16 protein-coding genes are annotated in these 12,082 nt (G+C 52.4%); 1 reads left to right on the forward strand and 15 read right to left on the reverse strand.

What is annotated here, in order from left to right; genetic code table 11:
• Positions 1-13: 13 nt before the first annotated feature.
• From bshB1 to ACLD72_RS28185, 5 genes are all read right to left on the reverse strand, one after another.
• On the reverse strand, positions 14-727 hold the full coding sequence (gene bshB1, locus ACLD72_RS28165; protein ID WP_411002264.1) for a bacillithiol biosynthesis deacetylase BshB1: 714 nt from the start codon (positions 725-727) through the stop codon (positions 14-16).
• Complete coding sequence (gene mgsA, locus ACLD72_RS28170) at positions 724-1,146, reverse strand: methylglyoxal synthase (protein WP_411002263.1); 423 nt, start codon at positions 1,144-1,146, stop codon at positions 724-726. Before mgsA ends, bshB1 begins: the two co-directional genes overlap by 4 nt.
• Before the next feature lie 20 nt (positions 1,147-1,166).
• The gene (dapB, locus tag ACLD72_RS28175) at positions 1,167-1,970 is read right to left on the reverse strand and encodes a 4-hydroxy-tetrahydrodipicolinate reductase (protein ID WP_411002262.1); all 804 of its coding nucleotides are present in this window, start codon (positions 1,968-1,970) and stop codon (positions 1,167-1,169) included.
• Positions 1,971-1,992: 22 nt separating this feature from the next.
• Positions 1,993-2,523: a tetratricopeptide repeat protein gene (locus tag ACLD72_RS28180; RefSeq protein ID WP_411002261.1), complete on the reverse strand. Its 531-nt coding sequence runs from the start codon at positions 2,521-2,523 to the stop codon at positions 1,993-1,995.
• Positions 2,524-2,615: 92 nt separating this feature from the next.
• The gene (locus tag ACLD72_RS28185) at positions 2,616-2,930 is read right to left on the reverse strand and encodes a nucleotide pyrophosphohydrolase (RefSeq protein ID WP_251587215.1); all 315 of its coding nucleotides are present in this window, start codon (positions 2,928-2,930) and stop codon (positions 2,616-2,618) included.
• Between the two features lie 185 nt (positions 2,931-3,115).
• Between ACLD72_RS28185 and ACLD72_RS28190 the strand changes: the two genes are divergently transcribed.
• Positions 3,116-3,985, forward strand: a complete 870-nt coding sequence (locus ACLD72_RS28190) for a YitT family protein (RefSeq protein ID WP_411002260.1) — start codon at positions 3,116-3,118, stop codon at positions 3,983-3,985.
• Positions 3,986-4,085: 100 nt separating this feature from the next.
• Here ACLD72_RS28190 and ACLD72_RS28195 read toward each other — a convergent pair whose 3' ends face one another.
• From ACLD72_RS28195 to ACLD72_RS28240, 10 genes are all read right to left on the reverse strand, one after another.
• Positions 4,086-4,985, reverse strand: coding sequence for a sporulation protein YpjB (locus ACLD72_RS28195; RefSeq protein ID WP_411002259.1), 900 nt, complete (start codon positions 4,983-4,985; stop codon positions 4,086-4,088).
• Between the two features lie 470 nt (positions 4,986-5,455).
• Positions 5,456-6,082 (reverse strand): DUF1405 domain-containing protein, encoded by a 627-nt coding sequence (locus ACLD72_RS28200; protein WP_411002258.1) that lies wholly within the window; start codon positions 6,080-6,082, stop codon positions 5,456-5,458.
• A gap of 70 nt (positions 6,083-6,152) precedes the next feature.
• On the reverse strand, positions 6,153-7,025 hold the full coding sequence (locus ACLD72_RS28205; RefSeq protein WP_411002257.1) for a c-type cytochrome: 873 nt from the start codon (positions 7,023-7,025) through the stop codon (positions 6,153-6,155).
• A 42-nt stretch (positions 7,026-7,067) separates the two neighbouring features.
• Entirely contained in the window at positions 7,068-7,739 is a 672-nt protein-coding gene (qcrB, locus tag ACLD72_RS28210) for a menaquinol-cytochrome c reductase cytochrome b subunit (protein ID WP_016311825.1), read from the reverse strand.
• A gap of 16 nt (positions 7,740-7,755) precedes the next feature.
• On the reverse strand, positions 7,756-8,298 hold the full coding sequence (locus tag ACLD72_RS28215; RefSeq protein WP_251586358.1) for a ubiquinol-cytochrome c reductase iron-sulfur subunit: 543 nt from the start codon (positions 8,296-8,298) through the stop codon (positions 7,756-7,758).
• Positions 8,299-8,472: 174 nt separating this feature from the next.
• On the reverse strand, positions 8,473-8,904 hold the full coding sequence (locus ACLD72_RS28220; protein WP_411002256.1) for a DUF2487 family protein: 432 nt from the start codon (positions 8,902-8,904) through the stop codon (positions 8,473-8,475).
• 166 nt (positions 8,905-9,070) lie between these two features.
• Entirely contained in the window at positions 9,071-9,250 is a 180-nt protein-coding gene (locus tag ACLD72_RS28225) for an IDEAL domain-containing protein (RefSeq protein WP_411002255.1), read from the reverse strand.
• 57 nt (positions 9,251-9,307) lie between these two features.
• The gene (locus ACLD72_RS28230; protein ID WP_411002254.1) at positions 9,308-9,814 is read right to left on the reverse strand and encodes a gamma carbonic anhydrase family protein; all 507 of its coding nucleotides are present in this window, start codon (positions 9,812-9,814) and stop codon (positions 9,308-9,310) included.
• Between the two features lie 69 nt (positions 9,815-9,883).
• Complete coding sequence (locus ACLD72_RS28235) at positions 9,884-10,972, reverse strand: hypothetical protein (protein WP_411002253.1); 1,089 nt, start codon at positions 10,970-10,972, stop codon at positions 9,884-9,886.
• A gap of 105 nt (positions 10,973-11,077) precedes the next feature.
• Entirely contained in the window at positions 11,078-11,677 is a 600-nt protein-coding gene (locus ACLD72_RS28240; RefSeq protein WP_411002252.1) for a histidine phosphatase family protein, read from the reverse strand.
• Positions 11,678-12,082 lie beyond the last annotated feature (405 nt).

Genomic DNA, 12,082 nt, shown 5'->3' on the forward strand with positions numbered 1-12,082 from the left:
TCCCTGATTATGATTATGTGCGTCGGGACCCGAATAGATTAACTTGATAAGCCGATTTTACCGCAAAACCTTCGGCGTACGGGATGAGCTTCCGCTGCCCAAGCAGCGCGTCACGGGCCTTTACGCGTTCGACATACCCCTGGTTCAAAGGCGTCCCGGCGACATCCTCGCCGGGGGCGCCTTGCCCGAATTGGGAACGATAGCAGCCGAGCGCCCGCTCTTTTGCCTCATAATAATCGGTAACGTCCACCACCAGATCGGGCGTCTTCCAATCGTTGATGAAATAATAGTACAGCTCCGGCTCCGGGACCGACGGCTTGTCCGGCATATAACGGCGCAGCTTGGCGTTAAAAACCGCCTCTTCCACCAGCTTGCTGCAGGCGATATGATCCGGGTGCCGGTCTTCCCAATAAGGGGCGAACACGATGCGCGGCGCATGCTCGCGAATCGTTTCGGCTACGGCGGCGATCTGTTCCGGCATACCGAACAGCCCGCGGTCCGGCAATCCCAAATTCAGGCGCGCGGCCAGACCGAGCTCCTTCGCCGCTGCATCCGCTTCCCGCTTGCGCAGCTCGGGATTGCCGTTGGAGGACAGCTCGGCTTCCGTCAAATCGCAAATGCCGACCCGGTATCCGGCGGCGGCGTGTTTGGCGATCGTGCCGGCCATTCCGATCTCGGCATCGTCCGCATGAGCGCCGAAAATCAAAATATCCAGCGGCGTGCTCATTGGCCCAGTCCCGGTTTATACTGCTCCACCAGCTCGCGCCAAGCGAAATCGCCGCGGTCCAGCGCCCGCACCAAAATTTCCGCGCTCGCCATGTTCGTGGCGACCGGAATGCCGTGCACATCGCACAGACGCAGCAGCGCCGTGATGTCCGGCTCGTGCGGCTGAGCCATCAGCGGATCGCGCAAGAAAATGACAAGATCCATATCATTCTGGGCGATCAGCGAACCGATTTGCTGGTCGCCGCCCAGCGGACCGGACAGAAAACGATGGATTTTCAAGCTCGTATTCTCCATAATTTGTTTGCCTGTCGTTCCGGTGGAATACAGCTTTTTATCCTTAAACACATGTTCATAAGCGATGGCGAAATTGACGATATCTTCTTTTTTACGATCATGAGCAATAAATGCAATGTTTATCATGCGGTCATAATCTCCCCTTATTATTCAACAAAATGGTCGAATCCGTAAACCATGCCTTCATACTCCAGCACTTTTTTGATCGCCAGGTTGACTCCCGGCATATATCCTGCCCGTTCATAGGAGTCGTGGCGGATTTTCAGCGTTTGGCCAAAACCGCCGAACACGACCTCCTGCTGGGCGAACACGCCCGGCAGCCGGACGCTGTGAATCCGGAAGCCGTTGTAATAGCCGCCGCGCGAACCTTCGATTGTTTCTTCCTCCTGCGGATTACCCTGCCGCAGCTCCTGCCGGTTTTTCGCGATCAGTTCGGCCGTTTTCACCGCGGTCCCCGAAGGGGCGTCCAGCTTCTGATCCCCATGGTATTCGATAATCTCCAAATGCGGGAAATATTTCGCCGCCTGCGCCGCGAATTTCATCATCAAGATCGCCCCGATCGAAAAATTCGGAGCGATCAGCCCGCCGATCCCTTGGGCTTGGCAAAGCTTGTCCAACTCTTCGATTTGCTCCGGGGTGAATCCGGTCGTGCCGACAACCGGAGAAACGCCGAGCCGGATTGCCAGTTCGGTGTTGGCGTAAGCGGACGCCGGCGTCGTAAAATCGACCAGCACCCGCAGGCGATGCTCCGACAAAGCCTGTTCCAGGTTGTCTGAAAGCGTCACTCCGCATTCCGGCAGGCCAACCATAACCCCGGCGTCCAGCCCTGCATTCGATACACTAACGGCCGCCACCAGCTGGAGATCGGGGTCCTGGAGCACCATTTTGACGACTTCCTTCCCCATTCTGCCAGCAGCGCCGGCCACGGCTACTTTAATTGGATCCGACATGTACATCTCCTCGCATTCTTAACTATGATGATTGTTTGATTTTGGACTTGAAACGCTGCTCCAACTCTTGCAGCTCTTCGGCTATACTGGCGTTCACGGGCAGCGCAGACGCTTCCCTCACGGCGTGCAACGCTTGCTGATACCGTCCCAGTTCCCCGTATGCGATCGCCAGCCATACCTGGGCATCCACGGATAGCGGATCGAGCTCGACCGCTCGCTTGAGCATCCGCGAAGCCGGTTCGGCCCCGTTCGTTCCGCCCCCTTGATCTCCCTCCAGCTGTTTCTTGGCCATAAGAGTCAATTCCATCGACTGCAGCCGGTCATAATGCAGCCTGTATTCTTCCTGGTCCGGAGCAAGCGCCGCGGCTAACCTGGCATGCATCAACGCTTTGTCTAGACGATTGCTTCGGGCACACGTAATCGAGTAACGGTAATGGATATCCGCATGATCCGGCTCGGCGGCCAGCGCCTGTTCAAACCAATGCTGCGCCTGCTCAAAGTCGTTTTCGTAGATGCTCCGGTAAGCTTTATACAGAAATTCCTCCGCCTTCATCTGCCGCCCCCCTATTTATAGTACGTGTTCAAAAAGTCATGACTTTTTGAACATCCTCTTGTAGGGATGATCATACTGACAGCATATGAAAGTTATGGTTGTTCGGTGTTCTTTTTGGTCCACCTGTCGGCATCGCGGGTTGCGAATTTATGCATCACCCTGTCATGCGCCTCCGTAAGGTCGATGCCCAGGGAATTGGCGAAACAGATCGTAATAAATAAAATATCGCCGAGCTCCAGCTCGATGGAATTTTCGGCTTCTTCCGGCTTTTTCGGCTTCTCTCCATACGTATGGTTTACCTCACGGGCCAGCTCACCGACCTCTTCGCTCATGCGGGCCAGCATGGACAACGGGCTGAAATAGCCTTCCTTAAACTGCGATATGTAACGATCCACTTCGCGCTGCATCTCCGCCAGAGTTTTTTCTTTCAACGTCTTCAAGCGCCTATCCCTCCGACAATATTCCCGTTTTTCCCTATGTTATCGTAAAGGCGGGGCGAAAACAAATCCTTTTTTAATCAGGGCAGAAAAAGGTATACTATTATAGGTTAAAAAATACAAAGAGTTATATTTTGGAACAGGTGAGGGATTGAATGTTTTCGAACAAGCTGGCCGGGTTCTTTAAAACGCTTTTGCCGATACTGCTTGGTACCGCGGTATACGCGTTTGGACTTCTTTATTTTATACTGCCGAATCAATTGATGGAAGGCGGCGTTACCGGGATTACGCTGCTGCTCAATTATGCGTTTGGCATTTCACCGTCGCTCTCCAACCTGCTGCTTAACATTCCGCTTTTTCTTCTTGGCTGGAAGGTTTTGGGCGGCCGCTCCATCGTCTGGACCGGAATCGGGATCGGCTCGCTTTCTTTTTTTCTGTGGTTGTTCGAGCGGCTGATCGATCACGGCTGGATTTTGCCTTTTGAAACAAAAACCGACTATATTCTTGTTTCCCTGTACGCGGGGGTGACGCTGGGCGCCGGCCTTGGCATCGTCTTCCGTTTCGGCGGCACGACCGGAGGCTCGGACATCGTCGCCCGGATTTTGGGGCGCAAATTTGGGTTCAGCATGGGCCAGGTTATCCTGACGCTGGACGTGATCATCATCGGGCTGTCGCTGTTTTATATTAGGAAAGAAAATATTTTGTATACGCTGGTCGCTGTGTTTATCGCTTCCAAAGTGATCGATTTCATTCAGGAAGGCGCGTATTCCGCCAAGGCGTTTACGATCATCAGCGATCACGCGCCGGAAATCGCCGAGATCATCACGAAGGAAATGGAACGCGGCGTTACGCTGATTCCGGCAGTCGGCGCCTATTCCAAGCAGGCGAAGCATATGGCCTACTGCGTCGTCTCCCGGCAGGAAATCCGGCGGCTCCAGCGCATCGCCAAATCGGTCGATCCGCGGGCGTTCATCATTATCAGCGATGTGCATGATGTGCACGGGGAAGGGTTTAAAGAAGACTGAGGCGAGAAAAAATCGCGGTTACCGCGCCGCCAACGTGACCAAAAATAGCCAGTGGCAAAGGATTGGCAATGATCCCTTACCACTGGCTATTTCGCTGGTGTTAAAAGCGGTACCGGTACGAATCCTCATCCGTTTTGCCCACCCCCGTAATCGCCTGGGCGGCCCGGTATTTGCGCAAACCCGTGTATCCTAAAGCGAGTACGATCCATAATCCGATCAGGCCGCTCCAATACCACGGGTTTTCGTAGCCGGCGATCGGCAGGAAGACGGGTTCCTCGCCTTTGCGTCCGAACAGCGCCTTCAGTGCGCTTTCCCCCTGGCGAACCGCCTGTTTAAGAGCTGCTTCGTCCACCGGCCGGTCGCTGCTTAACCTTTCGGCGTAAGACATCCACGAATCAAACCGGTTGACCGTGGATGGATCGCGGCGAATGGCGGCGGCCGGACGGATGGTTTCATAATGCTGCTGCAAGTTTTGAAAAGCCGCCCGCAGTTTCTCCGCTTGTCCCTCCACGCGAGCGTTGCTCATCTGCTGCATGTCGTCGGCCATCACTTTATAATATTGCAGCCACAGCCCTTTGTCCTTATGGATCAGGCTGTTTACGGCCAGCCGCAGTACGGCGGAAGAATGCGTCCATTCTTCGGAGACGATCTCGGCCCTTGCCAGCGTCTCCCTCACGTCCATAATGCTTTCCGCAAGCGCATGAATGCCTTCCACCGACGTCAAGCCTTTGAAGGAAACACCTTCAAGCGCGGCGATCAGCCTTTCCATCTCAGCATGAGCTTCCTCGGCGTGCCCTTGCTGCATATGGCTGTACAGCGCTTCCGCCGCCGCTTCCAGCTGCTGCAGTTTATCGCCGCGCTCCTCATCGGACAGTTGTGAAACCGGAGCCGGGCCGCTTGACTGCTTCTCTACCGGTGAGGCCGCAGCCATCGCACCATCCGCCAGCAACAGCAGCGGCAACAGCACAAGCAGCCACCCAAGCTTTCCTTTCGCTTTCACGGACATCCCTCCCTACCATCATCGTATGGCAGGCTGTCCATGCGTAGAACCTTGAACGCTTAAGTACATATTTAAAGATTCGATGTCGAGTCCGCTTCGTGACCTGTTTCGTGACCTGTTTCGTGATTAAAAGTAGATCACTTTGTTCTATATTAGTATTGTGCTCAGTATCGTCCCCATAAAATAGCGGAACTTTAGGGTCTTATTTTCCGAATTTGACCCTATTCATCACCATAGGGGAACTTTTGGGTCTTATTTTTCGACGAACAGGTCGAAAGGGGGCCTTTCTCTACTAAATCGTGAAAATAGCGCCATAAAATTCCTCTATTTTACGCAACATGAGGGATATCGCTGAAATAGCGCCCTTTTTTTCCTTTATGGTGTCACCCCGAGATCTTCAAATAGACCAATTTTGCCGTTTTTCAAGTCTTCACTTGTCATCATGCTAACGTTATTTCCAGAATCGTCCACTAGTCTCTTTTTGCGCCTTTCAGCGCCAGCCACCCGGCAATAACGCTGGCGGCGGTCAAAGCGACGGTAAACACCGTAACCGCAGGTACATCGTCCCACAACGTTTCCGGCAGCCACGGATACACTTCATATGTATAATCGACCGTATCGTTCAACAGCGTCCAGGCCCCGGCGCCGAGCAGCATGATCGGCCCAAACCGGTACAGGCGTACGTACAGCAGCGCTTCCACGGCCATCGCCAAATGAGATGCGACCAGCATCCAGTCCTGCCAGACCAACGGTCCGCCTTGATAGGCGCCGGCAAAGATCATCGACACCGCCCATACGCCGTATTTCACGCTCGTTACGACAGCCAGTCCTTCGAGCAGCGTGCGTATCCCCGTGAACCTCCCCAGCGCCTGCGGAAACAGAAGAAACAGCAGTGTTAACGTGAAAAAGAGGCTTGCCGTAGGGCTGTCGGGCACAAATATAATCTGCCAATGCGGATGGTTCTCCCACGTAAACCGCAGCTGCGAATCGTACCAAATATACCCGTAAATCGTCCCCAGCAAGTTGCATACGAATAAGGCCCACAAAATCGGACGGGACGACAAAAAGGCCCGGCTCCAGAAATACGATAATTTCAACGGACTGCTCCTTCCTTAAAAAAACCAAACCTGATCGAATCAACGACCAGGTTTTCGCATACTTCTTATTTTACTGTTCCGTTTTTTGTTTCGCAAGCCATTCGGCCAAGTGGTCGAGTTCCTCGTCCGTTACCCCGGCGCCGATCGCCGTGTCGTACATGGCCGGCATTTTGCCGTTGTAGCCTTCTTTGATGATCGACATGATTTCTTCCTTGCTGTGTTTGTCGCCTACACCACGCAAGGAGGGACCCGCAGCCCCTTTCAGGTCAGCCGCATGGCAGGAAACGCAAGTCGCTTTCTTATAGGTTTCCATCGCCGGATCATCTTTGTCCACGATCGCAACTTCCTGCTGTTTGGGCGCATTGGAAGTCGGCAAGCCTTGCTCCCGCTTCTCCCGGGCCTCTTCTTCCCGCTGAATATGCTCCGGAACTTGCCCCGTAGCTTTCAGTTCTTCTTGGTAATGCGTCCAAGCGAAGTTCGTCAAATAAACGATCGACGCCAGCGAAAGGAACATCAGCGAGGAAGCGATCGGACGTTTGTAGAAGCGGCGCTCCTTGCCGCGGTCCAAAAACGGCGCCAGCAGCAGGCTGCCGAAAGCAACCCCGGGAATCCCGAGCGTACCGAGCACGACATAATCGCCCGATGCGTACGGATATTTCAGGAATTGATACAGGAACAAGAAATACCAGTCCGGCATCGGAATGACCGATGCGGTCGGATTCGCCGGATAACCGAGCGGGGCCGGTTCGGCGATCGTCAGCACCAAAAAGCCGACCAGCACCACAACGCCTACCATCCATTCCTTCAGCAAGAAGTTAGGGATAAACGCTTCGGATTTACCCGGGTATGCCGTGTAATCCGGAGGCGTGATAAATCCGTTGCCTTTACGTACACGCGAATCTCCGACGTATACGATCTTTTCCTTCGAATTGTTGTGGGCCATAACCTCTATGCCCTCCCTTCTCCATTTTTAGTTAGAGGTAGCTTATAGCGGGCCGGAAATCCCTTGACGGCGGATCATAATGAAATGCCCCACCAGAAGGATCAACAGCACGGCCGGAAGGAAGAACACGTGAATCGCGAAGAAACGGGTCAGCGTTTCCGCGCCGACGATCGTACCGCCCTGCAGCAGTTCTTTAATGACCGGACCGAGTACCGGAACGGAGTTGGCGATTTCCAAAGTAACTTTTGTCGCAAAGTATGCTTTGTTATCCCACGGCAGCAAATATCCCGTCAAGCCGAGACCGATCATGACGAAGAAAATCAGCATGCCCACAACCCAGTTCATTTCGCGCGGCGCTTTATAGGAACCGGTAAAGAACACGCGAAGGGTATGTAAGAACATCATAACGATAACCAAGCTCGCCCCCCAGTGGTGCATCCCGCGGACGATCTGGCCAAAAGCGACCTGCGTCTGCAAATATTCGACACTGGCGTAAGCGTTAATGATATCGGGAACGTAATACATCGTAAGAAACATCCCCGACAAAATCTGGATGACCGTGATAAAAAACGTCAAACCGCCGAAGCAATAAACAAAAGCGGAAAAATGATGCGCCGGGTTGACGTGCTCCGGAACCTCGTGATCGGCGACATCCCGCCAAATCGGCGTGATATCCAGACGTTCGTCAATCCAGTTGTATACGTTTTTAAACATCCGTATCTACGCCTCCTTATTTCACGATCGTATTCGGGACCGTTTGACCCAAATACACCCAATTGTCTTTCACCATGACCTTGTACTCGTCAAGCGGCTTTGGCGCAACCGCCAGCTGCTTGCCTTCGATCGTGTAATGAGCTCCATGGCATGGGCAATGATATTCGTTCGGAAAGCTTTTGTCATTGTTCCAGCCAACCGTGCAACCCAAATGTTTACAGATCGGTGAAAGCGCATAAATTTTTCCACTCTCGTCTTTACGGATCCACGCCGTAAGCGATGCCGTACTCTGATACCATCCATCCTGCTGCTGCAATTCAAAGGAGAATTCCTGCGGCTCATTTGTAATTTTGCTGACTTCGACCACTTTTACAAAAGTGCCTTCGCCTTTCTTGTGCAAAATTGGATCTACGGCAAACCGAACCATGGGAAGTGTCACACCACCCACCATAAATGCAGTGGCGCCCCCAAGGGTGTATGTAAGAAATTGCCGACGGGACATTTCTTTGCGAATGGGCGGTTTATGCGATGATTCATGCTGGTCGTGCTGATTGCTCATATGTCTTCAACCCCCTTTGCAACCAATTATTCCTGACTTACAATGACAATAATCACAATATCGTCTAAGACATATTAATAATATATTAGCGTTTTAAGAGCGTCAAGAATTTGTCACATCTTTTTGCGGCTGCAAAACCTTGTCATCCTCGAAAATGTCAATAATTTGTCACATTCAAACTCTTGACCCGGTTGTCCACAAATGCTGGACTTTTTCTTTAACCCTTCCAGCCGCAGTCTCGCCATCGAGATCGGAAAAACGCCCCGGCGTCACAATGAGATCGGCGTTCGGCAGCTCCTCGTCAGCCCAATCGAGGTCGGCGGATATAACGATCACATAGGCAAATCCGCTCCGCTTGACATTTTCGCAAACCTCATTGATCGTTTGGGACAAACGATCGCCTGTATATTGAAACGAGGGATATGTGACGACTCTGCCCTTAAAAGGGATTTCCACCCAATCCATGACACCCTTAAGTCTTTCCAATTTTCCCGTCACTTCATACGGTTGCTCCAGACCGGTTAACCCTGTGACCGGGATGAGGCAGGTGTCCAAATACGGGCGCAGCTCCTCCCACCCGGAAGCTTCCACTTCACTGAACTTCATAAGTCCTTATCCCCTTTCTTGATGATTTCCTTCCCAATTATAAACACGAACGATTGACAATACCATCCTTCCGTCCTGATATCTAAAAAAAGATCGGGCAGCGTTTTTCGTCGCCGCTCGACCTTTTTCTACATTATATATTGCTGCGGATGATCCAATCTCAACGTTATTCCAATGTCTTCAGTTCATCCGTCAGGAGCCGGAAGGCAACCTCATCGCCGTTCGCCAAGGCGGTATCAATTTCACTGTAGATTTGTTCCGAGCGATGCTTCCGGAGCGCTTCGTCCCATACCATTTCGGCCGCCAAACTAAGCATTGCTTCATAAGTAACCTTCATCTGATCCATAGGATGCACCTCCAAACCATGGTTTTAAAACGAGTTCAACTGGGTTCAACTGCCTCTCTAAGAGATCCTATATTCTTTTCCTTTCGCCACGTAGCTTTCCGTCGTCAGCTTCATGCGCTGCAAATCTTCTTCCGTCAGTTCGCGTACGACTCTGGCCGGCGAGCCCAGAGAAAGTGTATAGGGTGGTATTTTTTTGTTTTCCGTAACCACCGAACCTGCTCCTATTAAAGCATATTCACCGATGTCGGCGCCGTTTAGGACGATCGCCCCCATCCCGATTAATGTGCCATGGCCTATATGGCACCCGTGAATGATCGCAGAATGCCCGACGGATACATCGTTTCCTACGATCAACGGCTGGGAAGTATTGACGTGTCCAACTACGCCGTCCTGGATGTTCGTCCGATCTCCGATCACGATTTCCGCCAAATCCCCGCGCAGCACGGCATTGTACCAAATGCTGGCCCAACTTCCTACCGTTACATCGCCGATCAGCTTGGCGCCATCGGCAACAAATACGTTTGCATCCACGACCGGCAGCTTTCCTTGATAACGAATCAGCACGCTGCTCACGCTCCCCTTTTGCTTAGAATTTGGGAGTGATTGTAGCAGTACCTTCAGGCGTTGTCAAACCTATTTTTCCTGCAGTTTCGCCACCGCCGTATGGCCAAAGGGCGTCGCCTGAACGTAACGTTCACGCTGCTCGTCCTCCCCAATGCGCACCATGCCGAGATGCAGCATCATGAACAGGATGCGCTCCTCAAATATCGCAGCGGGAGCATCATAATAAAACGGCTTGATCAGCGACTCTATTCTGCCGTACAGCGAGGACACCGTCACCCACTGGTTCGAACAGCGTTCGATCCAATAGACAAGCGACAGCAAATTGGGAATAGGACCTTTGTACAGCCTTAACCAAAAACGGACGAACTGGATTGCCGGCTCTTTTTTACCTTCCGTCAGATACGCTTGTCCGGTCTCCGTCAACTCTAGCTGGCTGCCATTCTCTTGAATGAAACGGGAATGGTAGGCATAATCGTACAGCAAAGCAAACCGGTTGGGATAATCCTTGAACCGCCTTCCATACCCGAACCGCCAGCCCTTGCCGGCCAGCGCCTCGGACACGTGCAGCGACTCCATGATTTGCAGCTGGTTGCGCCGGTACATCACGCCTTCATTGTTCAGCGGAACGTCATGATTGCATACATACCGCAAAAACAGCAGCAGATCGGCCGCCAGCATGTCCGGCTCCTCACGGTAGACCGGAGGCTCGGCCGGCGCGGATCTCATTTCGGACTTAAACCGGATCTCCAGCGCTTCCCTGAACCGCTGTTTTAAGTCTTCGGGGACTTCAAACAGGTAACGGGTCTGGTGCGTGCTTCCGTTAAACAGCCAGCCGCGCTGCCGGAACCTGGCGATCATTTCCCGCGGGCTCTCCCGGTCCTTGGCATCCTGCGTAAACCGCGACGCTTGCGCGGAAGCGATAAGCTCCTCCAGGCTGAACTGACGGCGCCCGCAAAATAGCAGCGTATTCAAGAAACGCAAATCCTCCATGCTCATTCCGCTGAAGTGCCGATCGATAAAATCACGGCGTCCCACGGTTTGCAGGATGGATTGGATCAGTTCATGCTTGGAATGACCGCTGCACTCGCACCTGTAATGATCCGCTATTCTGCTAAGCTGTCCGATATCGGCAAAAGAAAGCATATCCGCCAGATTCATAGTTTACCGCCTCGCCGTTTTAATTCCATTATGGGATTATTTACCGGTGTTTATTCCGCGGCAAGCGATTTTATACAGAAAAAAATAACCCGGCCTCAGCCGGGGTTACTTCTTTTCTTCGATCGCTTCTTCCAAATGACGGGTGCAATTGTACAAGCGCATTTGCCAATCCTCGTCGTTTTTCTCCAAAATCGTCAACGACAAATTGCCGATCCGCTCGCTGTATTTATTTTGGTACAAGGCAATATACAGTTGAGCAAGCAATCCGCCGTGCGAAACGACAAGCACGTTATTGTCCGGGTACCGCTCCGCCAAATCCTTCATAAAAGCGAGCGCGCGTTTGCGAATATCCGCGTCTTTTTCCTGTCCCAGTTCCAACTCATCCCAGTTTTTGCCCCATAACGTCTCCCGCTCTTCCGACGTCAGCCCTTCGGCCTGACCGAACGCACGCTCCATCAGCCGCGAATCGGGATCGTACAGCGGAATGCCCAGCGCCTCGGCAATGATGGAGCCTGTCTCCTGCGCCCGCGACAGCCCGCTCGTAATGACAAAATCCCAGCGGTATTCCCGCTCCTCCTGCAATCTGTGCGCCAGCCGCTTCGCTTGCCTTCTTCCTTCTTCATTTAGCGGAATATCGCTTTGCCCCTGGATTTTTCCCGCTGCATTCCAATCGGTAAGTCCATGGCGTACTAACCCAACGAGCATAATCATCCTCCTTATGTGTGCTTTCACATTCCCGTATACGGCTTTAGCGAGTATTACTTTATTATAAGAAAAATTTATATCGCCGTACACCCTATGAAGACAGACCGCATTTTAAGGAAATTTTACTTGCGATTATAGAATTGTTCAGATCCGCTGAAAATTTGCAACTCAACTTTCGCAGCAAAAAATCGGCGGACAAGCCTTGATTTAGCTGGGCAAAGCAGCAATCCATTGCCGGAGTTTACGCTGAATCAGAGGCGGACAGTGTCTTCTCGGCTTTTTGGGCTACTTCGTTGATCAAGAGCATAGGAGATCCCTTGTAAAATGTGACGGTTGCATGATCTCTAAATCGGGCAAGCAACTCGACCGCTTTGCTGCGATTCCGCTCAAACATGGAAGCATGGA

It is taken from the genome of Paenibacillus lacisediminis, from assembly GCF_046567315.2.

Excerpts from the sequence above, each read along its gene's own strand:
- bshB1 (WP_411002264.1), bottom strand. The coding sequence starts at position 727 with ATGAGCACGCCGCTGGATATTTTGATTTTCGGCGCTCATGCGGACGAT.
- mgsA (WP_411002263.1), bottom strand. The coding sequence starts at position 1,146 with ATGATAAACATTGCATTTATTGCTCATGATCGTAAAAAAGAAGATATC.
- dapB (WP_411002262.1), bottom strand. The coding sequence starts at position 1,970 with ATGTCGGATCCAATTAAAGTAGCCGTGGCCGGCGCTGCTGGCAGAATG.
- ACLD72_RS28180 (WP_411002261.1), bottom strand. The coding sequence starts at position 2,523 with ATGAAGGCGGAGGAATTTCTGTATAAAGCTTACCGGAGCATCTACGAA.
- ACLD72_RS28185 (WP_251587215.1), bottom strand. The coding sequence starts at position 2,930 with ATGCAGCGCGAAGTGGATCGTTACATATCGCAGTTTAAGGAAGGCTAT.
- ACLD72_RS28190 (WP_411002260.1), top strand. The coding sequence starts at position 3,116 with ATGTTTTCGAACAAGCTGGCCGGGTTCTTTAAAACGCTTTTGCCGATA.
- ACLD72_RS28205 (WP_411002257.1), bottom strand. The coding sequence starts at position 7,025 with ATGGCCCACAACAATTCGAAGGAAAAGATCGTATACGTCGGAGATTCG.
- qcrB (WP_016311825.1), bottom strand. The coding sequence starts at position 7,739 with ATGTTTAAAAACGTATACAACTGGATTGACGAACGTCTGGATATCACG.
- ACLD72_RS28215 (WP_251586358.1), bottom strand. The coding sequence starts at position 8,298 with ATGAGCAATCAGCACGACCAGCATGAATCATCGCATAAACCGCCCATT.
- ACLD72_RS28220 (WP_411002256.1), bottom strand. The coding sequence starts at position 8,904 with ATGAAGTTCAGTGAAGTGGAAGCTTCCGGGTGGGAGGAGCTGCGCCCG.
- ACLD72_RS28225 (WP_411002255.1), bottom strand. The coding sequence starts at position 9,250 with ATGGATCAGATGAAGGTTACTTATGAAGCAATGCTTAGTTTGGCGGCC.
- ACLD72_RS28235 (WP_411002253.1), bottom strand. The coding sequence starts at position 10,972 with ATGAATCTGGCGGATATGCTTTCTTTTGCCGATATCGGACAGCTTAGC.
- ACLD72_RS28240 (WP_411002252.1), bottom strand. The coding sequence starts at position 11,677 with ATGCTCGTTGGGTTAGTACGCCATGGACTTACCGATTGGAATGCAGCG.